This is a genomic window from Haloarcula rubra (assembly GCF_019599465.1).
Classification (GTDB): domain Archaea; phylum Halobacteriota; class Halobacteria; order Halobacteriales; family Haloarculaceae; genus Haloarcula; species Haloarcula rubra.
This window is the reverse complement of sequence record NZ_RKLR01000003.1, coordinates 189417-208982: the sequence shown is the minus strand read 5'-3', so window position 1 is coordinate 208982 and position 19566 is coordinate 189417. Positions and strand designations below refer to the sequence as shown.

General features: G+C 65.8%; 13 protein-coding genes. 6 read left to right on the top strand and 7 right to left on the bottom strand.

The genetic code is table 11. From position 1 onward, the window contains the following. Nucleotides 1–25: 25 nt before the first annotated feature. Genes EGH21_RS09335 through glpA form a run of 3 tightly spaced genes read right to left on the bottom strand, consistent with a single transcriptional unit; the run spans nucleotide 26 to nucleotide 4381 of the window. On the bottom strand, nucleotides 26–1393 hold the full coding sequence (locus EGH21_RS09335; protein WP_220618208.1) for an anaerobic glycerol-3-phosphate dehydrogenase subunit C: 1368 nt from the start codon (nucleotides 1391–1393) through the stop codon (nucleotides 26–28). Then, complete coding sequence (glpB, locus tag EGH21_RS09330; protein WP_220618207.1) at nucleotides 1390–2661, bottom strand: glycerol-3-phosphate dehydrogenase subunit GlpB; 1272 nt, start codon at nucleotides 2659–2661, stop codon at nucleotides 1390–1392. Before glpB ends, EGH21_RS09335 begins: the two co-directional genes overlap by 4 nt. After that, complete coding sequence (glpA, locus tag EGH21_RS09325; RefSeq protein WP_220618206.1) at nucleotides 2651–4381, bottom strand: anaerobic glycerol-3-phosphate dehydrogenase subunit GlpA; 1731 nt, start codon at nucleotides 4379–4381, stop codon at nucleotides 2651–2653. Before glpA ends, glpB begins: the two co-directional genes overlap by 11 nt. Before the next feature lie 334 nt (nucleotides 4382–4715). On the opposite strand from glpA, the gene EGH21_RS09320 reads away from it, so the two are divergent. The 4 genes from EGH21_RS09320 (at nucleotide 4716) to EGH21_RS09305 (ending at nucleotide 11215) form a co-directional block, all read left to right on the top strand. Further along, nucleotides 4716–7235, top strand: coding sequence for a methyl-accepting chemotaxis protein (locus tag EGH21_RS09320; RefSeq protein WP_220618205.1), 2520 nt, complete (start codon nucleotides 4716–4718; stop codon nucleotides 7233–7235). Nucleotides 7236–7366: 131 nt separating this feature from the next. Beyond that, nucleotides 7367–8899, top strand: coding sequence for a glycerol kinase GlpK (gene glpK / locus EGH21_RS09315; protein WP_220618204.1), 1533 nt, complete (start codon nucleotides 7367–7369; stop codon nucleotides 8897–8899). 3 nt (nucleotides 8900–8902) lie between these two features. Further along, entirely contained in the window at nucleotides 8903–9979 is a 1077-nt protein-coding gene (locus EGH21_RS09310) for a DUF7973 family transport facilitator (protein WP_220618203.1), read from the top strand. A 60-nt stretch (nucleotides 9980–10039) separates the two neighbouring features. Continuing rightward, on the top strand, nucleotides 10040–11215 hold the full coding sequence (locus EGH21_RS09305) for a Cdc6/Cdc18 family protein (protein WP_220618202.1): 1176 nt from the start codon (nucleotides 10040–10042) through the stop codon (nucleotides 11213–11215). Nucleotides 11216–11318: 103 nt separating this feature from the next. Here EGH21_RS09305 and EGH21_RS09300 read toward each other — a convergent pair whose 3' ends face one another. The 3 genes from EGH21_RS09300 to kdgK1 form a co-directional block, all read right to left on the bottom strand. Then, nucleotides 11319–12290 carry an ROK family protein gene (locus EGH21_RS09300; protein WP_220618201.1) on the bottom strand — a complete coding sequence of 324 codons (972 nt, stop codon included), beginning with the start codon at nucleotides 12288–12290 and terminating at the stop codon, nucleotides 11319–11321. Nucleotides 12291–12347: 57 nt separating this feature from the next. Further along, nucleotides 12348–14111 carry a pyruvate kinase gene (pyk, locus tag EGH21_RS09295; RefSeq protein ID WP_220618200.1) on the bottom strand — a complete coding sequence of 588 codons (1764 nt, stop codon included), beginning with the start codon at nucleotides 14109–14111 and terminating at the stop codon, nucleotides 12348–12350. Between the two features lie 119 nt (nucleotides 14112–14230). Beyond that, the gene (gene kdgK1 / locus EGH21_RS09290; RefSeq protein ID WP_220618199.1) at nucleotides 14231–15190 is read right to left on the bottom strand and encodes a bifunctional 2-dehydro-3-deoxygluconokinase/2-dehydro-3-deoxygalactonokinase; all 960 of its coding nucleotides are present in this window, start codon (nucleotides 15188–15190) and stop codon (nucleotides 14231–14233) included. A gap of 162 nt (nucleotides 15191–15352) precedes the next feature. Between kdgK1 and EGH21_RS09285 the strand changes: the two genes are divergently transcribed. Next, nucleotides 15353–16696 carry an ABC transporter substrate-binding protein gene (locus tag EGH21_RS09285; protein ID WP_220618198.1) on the top strand — a complete coding sequence of 448 codons (1344 nt, stop codon included), beginning with the start codon at nucleotides 15353–15355 and terminating at the stop codon, nucleotides 16694–16696. 2 nt (nucleotides 16697–16698) lie between these two features. Next, a complete protein-coding gene (locus tag EGH21_RS09280) occupies nucleotides 16699–18603 on the top strand; it encodes a PDC sensor domain-containing protein (RefSeq protein WP_220618197.1) in 1905 nt (634 codons plus the stop codon). 72 nt (nucleotides 18604–18675) lie between these two features. Here EGH21_RS09280 and EGH21_RS09275 read toward each other — a convergent pair whose 3' ends face one another. Then, nucleotides 18676–19410: a DUF7260 family protein gene (locus EGH21_RS09275; protein WP_220618196.1), complete on the bottom strand. Its 735-nt coding sequence runs from the start codon at nucleotides 19408–19410 to the stop codon at nucleotides 18676–18678. Between the last annotated feature and the right edge of the window lie 156 nt (nucleotides 19411–19566).

Here is a 19566-nt window from a genome sequence, read left to right as displayed (position 1 = left end):
GGCCGACCGAACTATCTCCGTCTCGTCACTCCACCACTGCGGCCTCGACGAGTTCGAGGGGGTGGCGAATCTCGTAGCCGGTGCCGTGTTCCATCTGCATCGCACAGGTGGGGCACTCGGTCATGCCCGTCTCGCCCTCGGCGTGTTCCATGTGCTCGAACATCTCGTCACCTATCTCCATGGACTTCTCGTACTTCTCCTCCTTCCAGCCGTAGGTGCCCGAGATGCCCGAACAGGAGTCACCGACGTCCTCGACGCCGACGCCGTCGAGGTCCCGAAACAGTTCGACGGCCTGCCGTTCGAGCCCCTGATTCCGGGCGTGACACGGCGCGTGGTAGGCGAACTCCTGTGCCAGTTCGCCCGACACTTCGGCGGACTCTATCTCGCCTTTCACGTCCTCGTGGATGCGGAGGTACTCGATGGCCTCGAACGTGTTCGAAGCCACTTTCTCGATGCCGTCGATGTCGAACAGTTCGGGGTACTCCTGTCGGAGCGCCATCGAACAGGAGGTACAGGACGCGATGGCGTCGTATCCCTGGTCGACGAGGTCCGACATCGACGAGACGTTGACCTCGGCGTGCCGGCGAGCGTCGTCGAGCATCCCGTTTGCGAACATCGGCGTCCCCGAGCACTTCTGTTCGGGCGCGACGACTTCGTAGCCGAAGTGTTCGAAGACGTGGACCATCGCCTTGCCGACGTCCGGCGTGTTGTAGTTGGAGTAACAGCCGTGGAAGTAGGCGACTTTCTTGTCGGCGTCGGCGGGTTCGCCGCGGCGTTCGCGGCTCTCGACGGCGTTCGCTCTGGAGGCGTCGGCACCGCCGCGGGCGGCCCACCACTCGCGGAACGTCTGCTGGGCGAACTCGGGGAAGTCACGCTCGCTCGTGACGCCCATCGTCTTCTCCATCACCCACCGGGCGGGTCCGAAGTTCATGGCGAAGTTCGCGAGTCGTGGTACCTTGCTGGCGATACTCGCCGACAGGCGGTAGTTCGAGAGGATGCGGTTGCGGACGTACTCGACGGACAGTTTGTCCATCTGCTCCTCGACGTACTCCCCGCGGGCGGTGTTGTGCATCTGACTCAGCGGCACGCCCGAGGGACACGCCGAGTCACAGCGCATGCAGTTCGAACACGACATGACCGAGTCGTCTATCTCGTAGTCGTCGTCGGTCTGTTTCAGGCGCCACTGCTCGGGCCCCTGGAACTTCGGTCCGGGGAAGTCGTCGTCGACTTCCGCCACCGGACAGTTCGTATCACAGACCGAGCACTTGTAGCAGGAGTCCGCGCCCGGTCGCAGGTCGAAGTCGTCGCTCTCGGGGAACACTTCGACCGGTTCGAAGCCCTCGCCCGTGTTCGGTTCAACTGGGTCGAAGTCTGTAGGTTGTGCGTCGCTCATCGTACCTCCGCTGCGGCGCTCGTGCCCGCCGCGTAGCCTGTCGCAATCGAGACGCCGCTACCCGATTTCTCCGCCGCGAAGTCGTAGCCGCCGAGCACACTGCCCGCGGCCCGCAGGTTGTCGAACTCCACGTCGCCATCCGCAGACAGCGGTCGCAGGTCGTCGTCCGTCTCGACGCCGAACCCGGCGAACGGGTGGTCGCCGAAGACGTCGGTGTCGAACCAGTCGTACCGGTCGTCGCTGTGGGGGACGTGACAGTCGAAGACGGGTTCGCTGACCCCGTCGCGGTCGGACTCGACGCCTTTCCCGACGAGGCCACCAGTCGCGAGGACGTACTGGTCGGCCGAGAGCGGGATGCGTGCGCCGTTCTTCTCCATGAAGACGCGCTCTACGTGGCCCTCGCCGTCGAAGTCGACGATGGGGTTGCCGGTCTCGAAACTCGCACCGCTCTCGTCCAACGCCTCGAACAACTTGTCTTCGAGTCGGAGGCCCGGCAGGGATGGCGGGCCCATCGGGACCTCGAACACGTCGACGCCCATCTGGTCGCCGAGGGCGTCGCGGATGGCACCGGGGTTGTCGTCGCCCAGAATCGCGGGGAAGCCGACGCGCTCCGCGTCCTCGACGAGTGGGTTCACTCGCTGGGCGAGCGCCTCGCGTGCCGGCACCTTTCGGCCCCGCACCGCCACCTCGCCGTTGGTGTCGAGGAGTTTCGCGTACCGTGTCACCTTCGCGTCCGCTCGCAGGTCGCCCGGGAACCGGATGGTCTCGCCGCGCACGTCGAACGGGACGCCGGCGGCGTCTAAGTGGTCGGCCACGTGGGGCGCGTCGAAGTCCGTCATCGACTCGATGCCGACAAACAGGGTGTCCCGGTCGTCGCTCGCCAGTCCTGCCGCCGCACCGCGTGGGTAGCGGGCGGTGGGTTTGATGGTCCCGCCGTGGGTGGGCAGGAGGGCGTTGGTGTCGGTGTGGCCCCCTTCGTAGCCGCTGACCTCGTCGAACATCGCCATCGCCTCTCTGACCGTCTCGACACCGACGGTCCGGTACGGGTGGGAAGCGGGCAGGTCGGGCATCGCGGCGTAGGGGTCGGTCAGTGGGCCCTCCCCGTCGGGCGTGTATCCGAGGAGGTCGACCAACCCGGACGCCTGCCGGAGCGTGCTCTGCTTGTAGGAGACGAGGCGGACGTCGGCGCCGTCGCGGGCGGCCGCGAGGGCACTGGAGAGGCCCGCGAGACCGCCGCCGACGACGAGGATTTCGGACTCAATCGCCATCTGGTTTCCCTCCGTCGGCGGCGACGTCGGCCGTCCCCGAGTCGTCGGTGTGGTCGACGCCGGAGTCGAAGGCTGCGAAGTCGACCGGGTCCCCACCGGCGGGGTCGTTGTCGCGGTTCTGCGTCGTCGCGTGCAGCGCGTAGTTCAGCGCCGCCTGTGAGAGTTGTTCGCCCCAGAGGGCGTGTCGCTGGCCCTTCCAGCGCTCCTGTAAGAGTTCGTCCCACGCCTCGCGGACGATTCCCTCGTCGTACTCGCCGTGGAGTTCGCTGGCCATCCGATGCGTGCAGATACCGCCCTGACAGTTCCCCATCGAAGCGCGAGTGCGGATGCGGACGGCGTTGAGGTCGGAGCCGGACTGGCTGATAGCGTCCTGAATCTCGGCGCGGGTGACGCCCTCACACTCACAGACAGTGGGGTTCGGGCCCTCTGTCTTGAGCACCTCGTCGGCCCGGGAGCCGAGGCGTTCGACGCTCCGGCGACCGATTGGCGACCGGAGACCGAACTCGTCCATGTAGTCCCGGAGGACGGAGAAGTCCTCGCTGCCGGGCAGCGGTTCGTCGGCGGTTCGACACTCGGCGTCGATACCGAACTTGCCGCAGACGTGGTCGGATATCTGCTCGCCCATCATCCGGTAGGTGGTGAACTTCCCGCCGACGATGCTGGTCATGCCCGGCAAGTCGTCACGCTCGTCGTGGTCCAACAGGAAGAAATCCCGCGTGATGTCGGTCGGGTCCTCGCTGCCGACGTCCGGCGGTTCGTACAGCGGTCGGACGCCCCAGAACGAGCGAATCGTCCGCGCCTCTTCGAGCATCGGAATCAGTTCCGACAGCGTCTCTATCATCAGGTCCACTTCCCACTGCTCCTCTGGGTAGTCTTCGGGGTCTTCTACTTCCTCGTCCGTGGTCCCGAGGATGGCCGTCGTCTCGTGGGGGACCACGATGTCGGCGTCGCCCTTCGGCCGGCAGCGGTTGATGACCGTGTCCACCTGTCGGATGTTCATGATAGTCATGACGCCCTTCGAGGGCCTGACGGCGATGTCGAGGTCGGCCATGTCGCCGATGCGACCGGCCCACGCCCCCGTCGCGTTGACGACGTAGTCCGCGCGAATCTCCTCGGTGCCGCCTTCGGTCCCGTGGACTCGCTTGCCCGGCCCGGAGGCGTGTTCGACTTCCAGACCGACCACTTCGTCGTCCTCGACGAGGAGGTCCGTCACCTTCGAGTGCGTCTCGATGCGCGCGCCGTGTTCCTGGGCGCTGGCGGCGTTCGCGACGACGAGACGGAAGGGGTCGATTGCGCCGTCAGGGACGGTGATGGCCTTCTCGACGTCTTTCGCGAGGTGTGGCTCCATCTGGCGGGCTTCCGCACCGGAGACGACGTCCGCGGGGATGCCGCACTCCTTACACCCCTGTAACTTCTCCTGAAAGTACTCCTCGGAGTCCTCGGGGCGCTTGACGAACATCCCGCCGGTCATCTCGACGCAGTGGCTGGCGATGTCTCGCAGGACGCGGTTCTCTTCGATACACTCCGTGGCGCTGGCCTGGTCGGAGACGGCGTATCGCCCGCCGCTGTGGAGCAGGCCGTGCATCCGGCCGGTCGTCCCGTGTGTGAGATTCCCCTGCTCGACGAGTGTCACGTCGAGCCCTCGCATCGCGAGGTCACGGGCGATGCCAACGCCGGTCGAACCGCCGCCGATGACGGCGATGTGTGGTGTCGATGCCATCTGTTATACGTGCGCTTTGGAGCCCATCCACTTTATTTTACCGTTGAACCGGGGTTCGCCAGTAAATTTTATTAGTAATCATGATTGTCTCGACTATCGTGTGAACGATGACCACGCACGTAAAAATTCTCTGACGATTTGTCCTGTTTGGACCGATCCCCCCGCTGAGACCACCAATATCCGGTCACTGGCCAGTGTTCGAAGGGGCGAACGAGGAGTACTTCTCAGTTACTGTCGGCACGGGGGGCTTCAGTAACTACTATGTACAATTATGTGCGATTAGTGGGACACGAATTAGCATGATAGCACACGAGCTACGGAGTGAGGGGCCGACATGACTGGCTGGAACCCGTTCGGAGACGACGCCGTCGAGACCGACGGCGGAGCGGCGGACCGTACTCCCGACACAGACACACAGGGCGCGAAGACGGACACGAGCAAACCGACGGCGACGCCCGACACACCTGACGAGGAGGACGGCGCAGCCGCAGAGATAGCACGTCTCGAAGACGAACTCGCCGCCGAGCGCGCCAGACGGAGCGACCTCGAGTCGGCCGTCGACCGACTGGCCGACGTCGCGGCGGCCAACGCGGAGGGCGACCTGACCGCGACGCCCGGGGAACCGCCGACCGAGCGTGCGGCGGACCTCTACGACGCGTACGACGACCTCGTCTCGGAGTGGCGCGAGACCGTCGACCGCATGGCCTCGTTCAGTGAACAGGTGTCGTCGGCGACCGAACGCGTCGACGACCGAATCGATAGCGTGAAAGGCTCCAGCAGGGACGTCAGCGAGGCCGTCGACGAGATATCGGCGGGGTCACGGACCCAGCGTGACCGCATTCAGGACATCTCGGACGAGATGCGGAGCCTCTCGGCCACTATCGAGGAAATCGCCGCGTCCGCCAACGAGGTAGCAGACACCTCGGAGGCGGCGAGCAGTCGGGGGTCGACGGCACAGGCGGCCGCCGGCGACGCGATGGCGGAACTCGACCAACTGACGAGGCACGCCGAGGAGACGGCCCAGAAGGTCGAACGGCTGAACGACCGCATGACCGACATCGAGGACATAGTCGAGTTCGTCACCGACGTGGCGGACCAGACCAACATTCTGGCCCTCAACGCCAACATCGAGGCCGCACGCGCCGGGTCGGAGGGGGACGGGTTCACCGTCGTCGCCGACGAGGTGAAGAACCTCGCCAGCGAGACGAAGCGGGCGACCGACGAGATAGCGTCCTCCATCGACAGGGTGCACGACCACGCCGACGCGACGGCCGAGGAGATGCACCACACCCGGACCACCGTCGAGAGCACGCACGAGGCCGTCGAGCGGGCCCTCGACGAACTCGACGCCGTGGTCGAGCGTGTGGACGAGGTGGACGCGAGCGTACAGGAGATCGACGACGCGACCGACTCGCAGGCCCAGTCCACGCAGGAGGTCGTCTCGATGGTCGACGAAGTGGGCGAGATAAGCGACCGGACCACGGCGGAGGCCGACACCGCGGCCGACGCCGCACAGGAACAGACGACGGAACTGGCGGAAGTCTCGACCCGTGTGTCGACGCTCACCGAACGGGCCGATTCGCTGGAGGCCACGCTCGATCGGTTCGAGCTCGCCGGGGCGGGGACGTCGGCGAGCGCCGACGAGACGGTAGTGGAGTTCTGGCACGCGATGGGCGGAGAGAAGGCGTTGTTGCTCGAATCCCTCGCCGACGAGTTCGAGTCCCAGACCGAGGGCATCAGCGTCTCGCTGACCTCGAAGGGGAGCTATCGCGGGACGCTCGACGCGACGCTCGAGGCAGCGGCCACCGGGGACGGCCCCACCGTCGCGCAGGTGTTCGAGATAGGCAGTACGCGCGCACGCGAGAGTGGCCACTTCGTGCCGGTCGAACGGTTGCTCCCCGCCGACCACGTCGACTCGCTCATAGACCCGGTGTCGAACTACTACCGCATGGACGGGCAGTTGCAGTCGCTCCCATTCAACGCCTCGAACCCCGTCCTCGCGTACAACCGTGACGCGTTCCGTGCGGCGGGGCTAGACCCCGAATCACCGCCGCGGACGTTCGACGCGGTCCGGAGCGCCGCCGAGCGACTCGTCTCACGGAGCGGTGCGGACTACGGCATCACGTTCGCGAACTACTCGTGGTTCGTCGAGCAGTGGTTCGCCGAGGCCGACGAACTGCTAGTCGACGCGGAGAACGGCCGTGCTGGGGTCCCCCAGTCGGCGCATCTCGACGACGAGTTCGCCCGGTCGCTCGTCGAGTGGTGGGTCGCCATGGAGGCCGACGGCCTCTATCTGAACCCCGGTATCGAGGCTCGTGGGGAGGCGCGAACCGCGTTCCACGCGGGCGACGCGGCGATGCTCGTCGGGTCCTCGTCGTCGTTGCAAGCCATCGAATCCGGTGCCGACTTCGACGTCGGCACGGGGATGCTCCCGGTCGAAGACGAACGGACCGGCGTCCTCGTCGGTGGCGCGTCGCTGTGGGTCAGTGACGGGTTACCCCGTGCGACGCGGGACGCGGTCGGGCAGTTCCTCACGTGGCTCACCGAACAGGACCAGCAGATGCGGTGGCACCGCGAGACGGGGTACTTCCCGGTCCACGAGGCGGCGATTCCGAAGCTACGGTCGGACGGGTGGTTCGAACGGAACCCGCACTACGCCACCGCGTTCGACCAGTTGGTCGCCACGACCGACACGACGGCGACCCGGGGAGCCCAGATCGGGCCGTTCGACACCGTACGAACGGTGATAGAGGAGGGTATCGAACACATTACGAACGTCGAGCAAGTTGACGAGGAGTTGGCACGCGTCAACGAACAGGTGGAGAAACGACTCCGAACGTACGCTAGAAACTGAAAGAACAATCGTTTCGTATTTTTTATCTCCGGTCGGCCGTCGTGAGTAATCTTTATAATGATTCACTATATTGTTTACTCACAAGGCGGGGTCTTGGGTAAACAAGACTCGCCCGAACGGAGAACACACCAATGGCAGACACATACGTCGGCTCGATCGACCAAGGTACGACCGGTACGCGGTTCATGGTATTCGACCACAGCGGACAGGTCGTCGCCAACGCGTACGAGAAGCACGAACAGATCTACCCGGAACCCGGCTGGGTCGAACACGACCCGCTCGAAATCTGGGAGAACACGCAGGAAGTCGTCACGCGCGGCCTCGACGAGGCCGACCTCGACGCCAGTCAGATAGAGGCGCTGGGCATCACGAACCAGCGCGAGACGACGGTCGTGTGGGACAAGAAGACCGGCAAGCCGGTCCACAACGCGCTCGTCTGGCAGGACCGTCGGACGACCGACCGCGTCGAGGAGATTCAGGAAGCCGGCAAGGTCGAAGAGATTCGAGAGAAGACGGGGCTCGAGTGTGACGCGTACTTCTCCGCGACGAAGACCGAGTGGATCCTCGAGAACGCCGAACCGCTCAAGATGCAGAGTTCCCGTGGGGAGGACCTGCAAGACCGCGCCGAGGCCGGCGAGCTCATGATGGGGACCATCGACACGTGGCTCATCTACAATCTCACCGGGAACCACATCACGGACGTCACCAACGCGTCGCGGACGATGCTGTACAACATCCGGGACCTAGAGTGGGACGACGAACTCCTAGACGAGTTCGGCGTGCCCGAGTCGATGGTGCCGGAGGTCCGCCCGTCCTCCGACGAGGACTTCTACGGGACGACCGACGCCGACGGCTTCCTCGGCGAGGAGATTCCCGTCGCCGGCGCACTGGGTGACCAGCAGGCCGCGCTGTTCGGTCAGACCTGTTTCGACGAGGGTGACGCGAAGAACACGTACGGCACCGGGTCGTTCTACCTGATGAACACCGGGACCGAGGCCGTCAAGTCCGACCACGGGCTCCTGACGACCATCGGCTTCCAGATGTCCGGCGAACCCGTCCAGTACGCACTGGAGGGCGCTATCTTCATCACCGGTGCCGCGATCGAGTGGCTCGAAGACGTCGACCTCATCAACAACGCCGCCCAGACGGCGGAACTGGCCCGCTCGGTCGACTCGACCGACGGCGTCTACATGGTGCCGGCCTTCACGGGCCTCGGTGCCCCCCACTGGGACGGCCGTGCCCGAGGGACCATCGTCGGCATGACGCGTGGGACCCGGAAGGAACACATCGTGCGTGCCACCCTCGAATCTATCGCGTACCAGACGCGCGACGTTGCCGAGGCCATGGAGGCCGACTCCGGCGTCGAGACGACGTCGCTGCGCGTCGACGGCGGTGCGGTCAAGAACAACTTCCTCTGTCAACTGCAGTCCGACATCATCCAGACGGACATCGCCCGTCCGGAAGTCGACGAGACGACCGCGCTCGGGTCCGCGTACGCCGCGGGTCTGGCCGTCGGCTACTGGGACACCGTAGACGAACTCCGCGACAACTGGCAGATCGACCGCGAGTTCAGCCCCGAGAAGGACGCCGAGGAAGTCGACAAACTGTACAGTCGCTGGGACGACGCCGTCGAGAAGTCACTGGACTGGGCACAGGAGGAATAACGTATGGTGGCAGACCTGCTCCTCCAGATTCCGCTGTTCGGCGTCGAGGTGCCGCGCTTCATCGCGCTCCTGCTGGCCGCCTTCGCGGGCGGCGCGTTCGGGGCCGCTCTCGGCGCGCTCCCGGCGTTCTGTTTCACCGGGTTCATGGTCATCGCCGGCGAGGCCGTCAACATCCTCGTCGCCGAACTCGGCTCGGTGCTCGACATCGCCGGCGGCGAAATCGGGGTCGGTGTGACCGGCTCTATCGCCTTCGGTCCGGTGTTCGGGCCGCACGTCTCGTTCGCGGCCGGCGCGGCAGCGGCCGCCTACGCCGCGAAGAACGACGGCATGCCGGAACCGGCGGACGGTGACTACCACCCGGCGAAGGACATCGCGTACGCGCTGGGCACCCGCCCGGACATCCTCGCCGTCGGTGGTCTCTTCGGTATCCTCGGTCTGGTCATCACTCGCGTCTCGGCCGGCATCGGCGCGCCGTGGGACCCCATCGCCATCGCTGTGGTCCTCTCGGCCGTCGCTCACCGACTCGCCTTCGGCTACCCCATCGTGGGTGCCGGCGACCGCAGCGTCCTCGACATGTCCCCCTTCGAGAAGGGTGAAGAACGCGTCGCCACCGACGGCGGTACGGCCGGTGCCACTCGGCTGGCCGTCGAACCGTGGCTCCCCCACCAGTACAAGTGGAGCAACGTCGCTATGATCGGCATCGTCGCCGGTCTGCTCGGCGGCTGGATAGCCATCGTCACCGGGAGCGCGTTCCTCGGGTTCGGTATCTCCGCGGCGTCGCTGACGTTCCTGAACCTCGGCGTCGAGAAGATTCCGGTCACGCACCACATGACCCTGCCCGCCAGCACGGCGGCGCTCGCGGTCGCACCGCTCGGCGGCGAACCGATCCAGATAATCACCGCCGGGGTGTTCGGACTCATCGGCGCTCTCGCCGGTGAGACCATCCAGCGTATCTTCTACGCCCACTCGGACACCCACTTCGACCCGCCGGCCGCGGCCATCGTCGTCTCGACGTTCATCATCGCCGTCCTCGCTCTGGTCGGCGTCTTCCCGACGTCCGTCTGGATCCCGCTGCCGTAATTCACACGCCTTTTTGTTTCTCAAAACGAGCGGTACATACCGAAACACCCGAATCTAAGCATGGATATCGAAGCGCGAATCAAACGTCGGCAGCGCCGTGACGGCGAGCCGCGGCTGATCCAAGACTACGAGTCGCTCTCGCCGGTCACACACATCGAGGAACCGGCGGACCGGGGCCCGGTTCTCGAGCGCCTGCTCGACCATCTCGACCCCGTCTTCGACGGCAAACTGCCGCCGAACGCGTACGTCTACGGACCGAAAGGGTCGGGGAAGTCGGCGGTCGTGACGGCACTCTTCACACAGCTCGAACAACTCCCGACCGAGAACCGAGCGGTCATTCACACCAGCACGCGTGCCCAGTCACCGACCTCGCCGGCGTTCGTCTACGTCGACGCGCGCCAGACCACGAGCGAGTTCGCGTTCTACCACGCGGTGCTGGACGCGCTCGTCGAGGAGTCGGTTCCGGAACACGGCATCGGGACGGAGACGCTCCGCTCGCGTCTCCACGAGGTGCTCGGCGGCACGCGAACCGGCGTCGTCGTCACCGTCGACCACGTCGGCGAACCTCGAAGCACCAGCGAGAGCGACCTCGTCGACCTCTTCGCCGGCCTGCCGAGCAACGTCAGCTGGCTGGCAATCGGCCGGCTGAACCCGACGGAGACGGTACTCACGGAGTACACCGCTGAGTCCATCCACGTCGACCACTACCAGCGACAGATGCTGGTCGACGTCCTGATGACTCGGGCGTCGGTCGGTCTCGCCCAGCAAGCGCTGGACCACGGCCTCGCCCGCGACATCGCCGAGTGGGCCAACGGCGACTCCCACGACGCACTGGCGGCGCTGTTCATCGCGACCGACCGGGCGAGCGAGGCCGGGCGGGCCCAGTTGACGCCAGCCGACATCGAGTCGGCGTTCGAGGAGATGCCCGACCCCTGCGTCTCGCTGGGGATCGTCCTCTCCTTGCCACCCAACCGGCAGGCGGTCCTCAGGGAACTGGTCGACCTTGGACCCAAGGACCGGTCGTCCGTCACGGCGACGACGGAAGCCATCAGCGGGTCGACCGCCGTCGACCTCTCGGCGGGGACCGTCAAACGGTTCCTCTACGAGATGGCCGAGGCCGGCGTCGTCGAACGCGTCCAGTCCGAGGCACAGAGCGGGCAGGGACGACCACCCAGCAGGGTCGACCCGCGGTTCCCCCCGACGGTGTTCCGTCGGCTCTACGACTTACGACAGTAGCGAGGCGCGACCCCCGACGCCGAGCGGCCGCCCGTTTTCGTGTCGACACTACCGTCGAGCGGTGCCGTCGCTCACCGTCACGAGACGAACGGAAGAGCGCTCTTCAGACCCCTCTGGCCGGGTCGCCGGTCCCCTCTGTCAGCGCCGAGGCGAGTGCGCCGCGGACGACCACGTCGTCCCCGAGCGTCGTCAACTGGATGTCGGGGATGTTCGACATGACCATCTGGTCGAGGCGGTCGCGAATCGGGTCGAGAATCTGTTCGGGGTTGTTGATGGCGACGGCCCCACCGACGTAGATGACGAGCGGAGCGTAGGAGTGGACGATGTTGGCGACGCCGATGGCGTTCCAGTGACAGATTTGGTCCAGCACGTGCGAGGCGAAGTCGTCCTCGCCGGCGTACTCGAAGACGTCGGCGGCGTCGAACCCTTCGGTTTCGATGGGGAGGGCCGTCTCGACGGGGTCCTCGCGGTGGAGTTGCGTGGCGTACCGTGGGATGTTCTCGCCGGAACAGTACGCTTCCCAGTGGCCGTCGTGGCCACAGCCACACGTCATGAACCCGTGGGGGTCGATGGTCAGGTGGCCGACCTCGCCCGCGTTGCCGTCCCAGCCACTGAGGATGTTCCCGTCGACGGCGACGCCAGCGCCGATACCCGAGGAGATGGTCAGGTACACCATGTCGTCGGGGTTCCGGTCGGAGTTGTAGCGCTCGCCGATGACGCCCGCGTTGGCGTCGTTGTGGAGGTACACCTGCGACGTGCCCAGCAGGTTCTCGACCGGACCGGTCAGCGGGATACGGTCGATAGTGTCGGGGAGGTTCGCCGGGTTCTCGACGACGCCCTCCGCGAGGTCCAGCGGCCCGAACGAGCCGATACCGGCCGCCGTCACGTCCGTGGGTGCCACGTCGGCGGCGGCACACGCCTCGCGGAGCGCGTCCAGCACCGCTTCGGTGACCGCGATGCCGTTCGGCCCGCGCGGCGTCTCGCGCTTGAACGACGCTATCGGCGTTCCGGACGCGTCACCGAGGACCGCACGGATGTGTGTCGCGCCGAGGTCGACCCCTGCGTATACGGCCATGTTGGTGGGTAGGTCGCCCTTCCGCTACTTAATAACACAGATTCGAGTACGCCCGTGTTACCGTGCGTCGTCGTCCAGTCGCTCGCGTCCGACGGCCTCCTCGTAGACGACGCCGCGTTCGGCGTCTAACGTCACTACTGTCCCGTTCTCCACGTGCGCAGGCAGTTTGGCGTCCGAGACCATGGGGATGGAGAGTTCGCGGGCGACGATGGCGGCGTAACTCGTGATACCTTCGTGGGCATCGACGATGCCCCCGAGGCGTGTGGTGTCGCCGGTGAACTCGCCGTCGAAGTCCTCCGAGACGGCGACGATGGCCCCGTCGGGCACGTCGGCGATGTCGCCGTCGTCGACGTGGTACACCTGTCCGGTGACCAGTCCGTCGACGACGGAGCGGCCGTTGGCTATCGTCTCGGCGGCGACGTGGACCTTCAGCATGTTGGCCGTGTTCATCCCTTCGAGTTCCGTCATCATCCCGGAGAGGACGACGACGGTGTCACCGCCCTCGGCCGCCTCGGTGTCGAGGGCCGACTGGACCGCGTTCTGGATGATGGCGTCGGCGCCGTCGGTGGTGTACTGCGTCGTGACCGGCGTGATGCCCCACGAGAGCGCGAGACGTCGACGGACGTCCTCACTTGGTGTCGACGCCACGATGGGAATCGACGGCCGGAACTTCGCGGCCTTCAGTGCGGTGTACCCGGACTCCGAAGCGGCGACGACGGCCGACGCCCCGATGTCCCGAGCGAGGAACCGGGCAGACCGGGCGAGCGCGTCGGTCCGCGTGTTGCCGGCCGTCGGGACGCGCTGTTCCCGGGACTCGGCGTACTCCTCGCTGGACTCGACGTCCCGGACGATGCGGTCCATCGTCTCGACGACGCGAGTCGGGTGGTCGCCGATGGCCGTCTCGCCCGACAGCATCACGGCGTCGGTACCGTCCAGGACGGCGTTGGCCACGTCCGACGCCTCCGCTCGCGTCGGCCGGCGGGAGTGGACCATCGAGTCGAGCATCTCCGTCGCGGTGATGACCGGGACGCCCGCCTGGTGGCACTTCCGGATGATGCGCTTCTGGACGATGGGCACGTCTTCGAGCGGACACTCGACGCCGAGGTCACCGCGAGCGACCATGATACCGTAGGCGGCGTCGATGATGGAGTCGAGGTTCTCGACGGCCCCGGCCCGCTCGATTTTCGCGATGATGGGGATGTCGACGCCGCGGTCTTCGAGCGCCTGATTTATCTCGTAGATGGCCTCGCCGTCGCGGACGAAGGAGGCGGCCACGAAGTCCGGTTCCATCTCCGCGGCGACGTCGAGTTCCTGCTCGTCGTTCTCGGTGATGGTCGGCAGGCCGAGTTCGACGCCGGGGACGTTGACGCCCTTGCGAGCGCCGAGTTCGCCGCCGTTCTCGACGTTGGCGTACACCACGTCGCCCTCGACGCGGTCCACCGTGGTCTCGATGCGGCCGTCGTCCAGCAGGACGCGGTCCCCCGGCTCGACGCTAGTGATAGACTGGGAGAGCCCGACTTCTTCGGGAGTCGCTTCGTCGCCCACCACGAAACGGATGGTCGACCCCTCGACGAGGTCGATAGGCTCGCGGACGGGCGCCGTCCGGACCTCCGGGCCGGGCATGTCGAGCATCGAGGCCACCGGGGAGTCGACGATGTCGTCGACCTCCCGGATGCGCTCTATCATCGTGCGCCGGTGTTCCGGCGACCCGTGACTGGCGTTGAGTCGGGCGACGGACATCCCCGCCTCCGCTAGCGACGCAATCTGGTCGACCGACTCGCTGGCCGGGCCGAGCGTACAGACGATTTTCGCGCTACGCATCGGTCGATACTCCCGACAACTCTCGTGAACGCACCGTTCGATGAATCATACTCGACCGTACCGAGTCAAGGGATAAGAAGCTTGCCGGACGCCGCCAGTATCGCCGCCCTCACGCGACTTCAGCGCGAAATCGCTTCCGTGTCGCCGGCGATGACTTCACGGACCTCGTCCGGGGAGACGACGGCGATGTCACCGGGGACAGAACGCTTGAGGGCGGCGGTAGCCGCACCCCACGCGAGCCCGTCGGGGACGGACTCGCCGGCGAGGTACTGCGAGAGGAAGCCGCCGACGAAGGAATCGCCGGTCCCGACCGGGTGGGCGCTGGGCGCCTCGTAGGTCGGCTGTTCGTACACCTCGCCGTTCGAGAGCGCGAGCGCACCGTCGGCCCCGCGTGTCACTATCGTCACGTCGAACCCGTAGTCGTCGGCCAGTCCCCGAGCCACCGACTCGGCGTCGCCAGTCCGACCGAGCACCGTCTCGGCGTCCCGCCGGGCGGCGACGAGGACGTCCACGTCGGGGAACAGGTCCGTCAGCACCGCTCTCGCCTCGTCCGGGTCCCAGAGCTTCGACCGGTAGTTGAGGTCGAAACTCGTCACGGTGTCGGCGTCCTGCGCCCGAGCGAGCAGGTCGGCCGTCGTCGCCTCCAGCGTCTCGGAGAGGGCTGGCGTGATACCGGTCGTGTGCAACCCGGTCGCGTCCTTGACGGTTTCGACGGGTAGTTCGGCCGTCGTCGCCGTGGTCACGCTCGCTCCCGCTCGGTCGTAGATGACCTCGTTCCCGCGCGGTGGCTGGCCCTGTTCGAGGTAGTAGGTGCCCTGTCTGGCCGCCTCACTGTCGTCCCACACTACGTCGACGGTTACGCCGTGGTTCCGGAGTTCGCCGACGACGCGCCGGCCGACCGAGGACTCGGGGAGTTTCGAGGTCCAGACGGCGTCGAGTCCGAGTCGCTGCGCGGCGACGGCGACGTTCGACTCGGCACCGGCAGCCCGGACCCGGTACTGGTCCGCTGTCTCGAGGCGTTCCTCGTCCGGCGGCGACAACCGGAGCATGGTTTCTCCGAACGTAATCAGGTCGGTCATATGGCCCCCTCGTCGCCCGTTAGGTATAAATCCCTGAGAGTCGTCGCTGTGCAGTAGCTTAGGGTCGGACCGTGTACCGATTCCACACATTTGTTTTCGAATTGGTATATATTCATTAATAGCCTCCAAAGGCTTTTGTACCCATCTTATACACATCATGCTATGAATCGCAGGCAAGCGAGAAACGAGCCGTCGGTTTCTCGACGTTCCTTCCTCGGGGCGGTAGGGGTGTCGGGAGTCGCCGGACTCGCTGGATGTGGTGGGGGCGGTGGGGGTGGCACACCGACCGGTAATTCGTCAGTCACCGGTGACACGGTCACGTTCGGATTCAACGTGGCACGATCGGGGCCGTTCTCGACGACGGGAGAAGAGGAACTCCGCGGACACCGTCTCGCCGTCAAACACATCAACGAAGGCGGGGGATGGGTGTCGAACCGGTACTTCCCGCGACTCGGTGGGGACGGGTTACTGGGTAAGACTGTCGAAGCGACGGTGAGCGACACCGAGAGCGACCCGGAGGTTGCACGCAGTTCGGCCGAGGCGATGATCGAGAGCGACGGCGCCGTCGTGGTCTCCGGTGGGTCGACGAGCGACACCGGCCTCGTGATGCAGGACGTGGCCGCCGAGATGGAGACTATCTACATGGCGACGATGACCCACCTCAACACGCTCACGGGGTCGGACTGCAACCGCTGGACGTTCCGGGAGCTTTTCAACTCGCACATGACTGCGCGAGCGCTCGAACCGGTCCTCGTAGAGGAGTACGGGGAGGACGTCAACTTCTTCCAGATGTTCTCGCAGGACGAGTGGGGTGCGGGGCAGCGAACACTGATGAAGCGCCACCTCACCGAGGCCGGCTGGCAGCCCGTGGGGAGCCTGAGTGCGCAACTCGGGACGCGCGACTTCGACCAGTACATGCCCGATATCGAGAGCGCCGACGAGGACGTGCTGGTCCTGAACCTCCGTGGCCTGGACGCCGCGAACGCCGTCCGGGCCGTCCGGGAGAACTTCCCCGACGAGAACGTGGTCATCCCGCTGTACACTCGGGCCGTGGCACAGACAGCGGGGGGTGCCATAGAGGACGTCATCGGGACTATCGCGTGGGACCCGTCCATCGACACGCCGCTCTCCGAGCAGTTCCAGTCGGCGTTCAGCAAGGAGTACGAGGGCGGGACCGGGTCGGCGTCGTCGTCGATACCCTCGGGTCCGGCCCACGTCGCGTACACCCAGACGCTCCAGTACGCACACGCCGTGGCGCGGGCGGGGACGTTCGACCCCGAGGAAGTCATCCCCGCCCTCGAAGACTGGGAGTACGGGGCCGGCATCGGGGCACAGACCATGCGGGCGTGTGACCACCAGTCGATGCGTCCGGTACCCATCGTCAGGGGGCGACCGGGGTCCCAGCAGGACTTCGGCCGGTACTACGACCTCATCGACACGACGCGGGAGGCGACCTACGAGTGTTCTGAAGGACCAGCGGCAGCGTGTTCGCTGGGCGGTAACTAACAATGAGTGGACAGGATTCATCTTCGGCAGGGGCATCGGGCACAGACGACGCGAGCGGTGGTCTCCTCGCGACTATCGTTCCGGACGCGATTCGGCGCAACTTCGCGCTGAAGTTCGGTATCGTCCTCGTAGTGATGGCGCTGTCCGTCGGTGCCATCGGTCTGCTGGCGACCGACCAGGTCCGGACCTACACCGAGACGCAGGTGACCGACGAGTACCGAGGTGTCGCCGCACAGGAGGGGAACATCATCGAACAGTGGTTCGAGCGGAACCGGCTCTCCGTCCAGTTCGTCTCGTCGAGCGACGTCTGGACCTCCGACGACGCCGAGGACCTCCGTGCGGAACTCCGGAACCGGGAAGCAGGACTCTCGGCCGACGTGTCGAACGTCCACCTCGTCGAGCGGGAGATAACCGGGACCAGCATCGTCGCGAGCACGTCGCTGTCGGCGGGGACCAACGTCTCGACGATCAACCGTGGCTGGACGACGGAGACGCAGTTCGACCGTGCCGGGGAAGTCGTCCACTCTAGCGTCTACCAGACACAGACCGGCCCAGTCGTCGGGTTCATGAGCCCCGTCGACGCGAGCCAGAACCGCTACATCGTCATCGAGTACGCGGTGGGGGGAATCACCGAGTCACTGCAAGGCTCCGAACGGTCCGCCGGCGGGTTCACACAGGTCGTCAACGCATCCAACGTCGTGATGCTAGACGAAGGGCCGGACGGCGGCGTCGGTGACGCCCTCCTCCAGCCGTACGCGTCCGGTAGCGAGGCGACAGCGCCCATCAGCGCGGCCAACGACCTCCGGGGTCGAGACCAGGAGGCGGGCGTCGTCGCGACCATGCCGGCGAGCAGTGTCCTCGACGAGAAGTACACCGTCGGCTACTCCCCGATAGCGGGGACCGACTGGGTCGTGCTGGTCCACGCCCCCTATTCGGCAGTGTTCGGATTCGTCGAGAACGTCCAACTCTACGGACTCGTCGGAACGGCACTGATGGTCCTCCTCATCGGTGGCGTCGGTGCGGCGCTGGGGTACAACACGGCGACGGCTATCGACCGCCTCACCCGCAAGACCGACCAGATGCGACAGGGGAACCTCGACGTCGACATCTCGACGGCCCGCATCGACAACATCGGCCGTCTCTACGACGGGTTCGGCGACATGCGGAACGCGCTCAAACAGCAGATAGACGAGGCCGAGCGTGCCCGCAAGGAGGCGGAGGTGTCTCGCGCCGAGGCGATGGAGGTCAACAACTACCTGCAAGAGAAGGCCGACGAGTTCTCCGAGGTGATGGAGGCGGCCGCCGCCGGCAACCTGACAGAGCGCATGGAGACGGACGGCGAGAACGAGTCGATGGACCGTATCGCCAGCGAGTTCAACGGCATGATAAACGAACTCGAGAAGACCGTCGGTCAGTTGCGGAGCTTCGCCGACGACGTGGCCGACTCCGGTGACGTCGTCCTCACGAGCGCCGAGTCGGTGCGTGACGCGTCCGAACAGGTCGCCGAATCCGTGCAGAAGATATCCGACGACGCCTACGACCAGAAAGAACGCCTCCAGACGCTCTCAGAGGACTTAGACCACCTCGTCGAGACGCTCGAACGACTCGAAGCCGAGAACCCCGAGGTCGACATGGGCGACTCGCTCGCCGAGTTCCGGACCACGGCGACGACGCTGCAGGAGGCCGCCGACACCAGCGAAGCCATGATGGCGGAGTCCGAGACCGTCGCCGGCGCCGCGGAGGAACAGGCCGCCGAACTCAACGAAGTCTCCACTCGCGCGGAACGACTCAAGCGGTACGCCCAACCGCTGGGTGACATCCTGAACCGCTTCGAGACGGAGGCCGAGCACGAGTTCGTCTTCTCCGGCGGTCCGTCGCAGGGGCTGGCCGAGAACGACGACGAGTAATCGCTGCCCGCCGACGGCTCTCGACGGTTCGTTTTTCTTTCGAACCAGCGGGATGGACCGTGGGGTCCCGACTCAGGAGTCGGACGTGCTGATGATGTCGCGGACCCGCGTCGCGGCGGTCAACACCGGAAACGTCCACGGTTCGTCGTCGTAGAGCAGCGAACAGAGGCTGGTCCGGTTCTCGCCCGGGAGAGACACCTGTCTGTCGAGGTGTTCCTGTCTGGTCGTGACGACGCCGTCGAGCGTCTCGGTGAACGTCGACTCGTACCACTGTGGGACCGACATGCCGTCGAGTTCGACGACGAGGTCGGACAGCGACTGCCGGGCGTCCGAGAGCGACTCCGCCTCGCCCGCCAGCGTATCGAGGAAGCGCCGGCGCTCGGCGGCGGCGTCCCGGGCGGTGCTGACGAGCGCCTGTTTGTACGGCGCCGTGAACCCGCCCTGTTTGGTCCGGAGGCCCTCGGCCATCTCCTCGCCGAGTTCCAGCATCACGTTCTCGACGAGCGACTCCCCGTACACCTCGTCGTAGTGGGGTACGCTCATCACCGTCTCCCGGTACGCGTCACAGACGCGTTCGAGTTGCTTACACTCCTGTCGGGACGTGTGAAACGCCACCGGTTGCCACGCCTGTGGCCCCGCGGTCGGCACGTCCTCGACGGCGTCGGCGAATGCGTCGAAGGCCTCGGCCTCCGCTTCCACCTCGGCCGTCTCGCGTTCGACCACCTCCACGGCCGTCGTCACCGGAGACAGGACGTGCTGTCTGAAGGACTGGAGGTAGTGGGTCGCAGGGACGTTTGTGTCAATCATTACCACGGCTTCGCGTCCCGATAACTAAAATGTTTGTTTCACATACAAGGATTGCACCGTGTCGTGAGCGACCATATCGTCTGAAACTTGAGCTACGTCGTTGTATACCAATACTATATTTTCATTTTTGGAGATTACTTGTGTATCACAATCGAA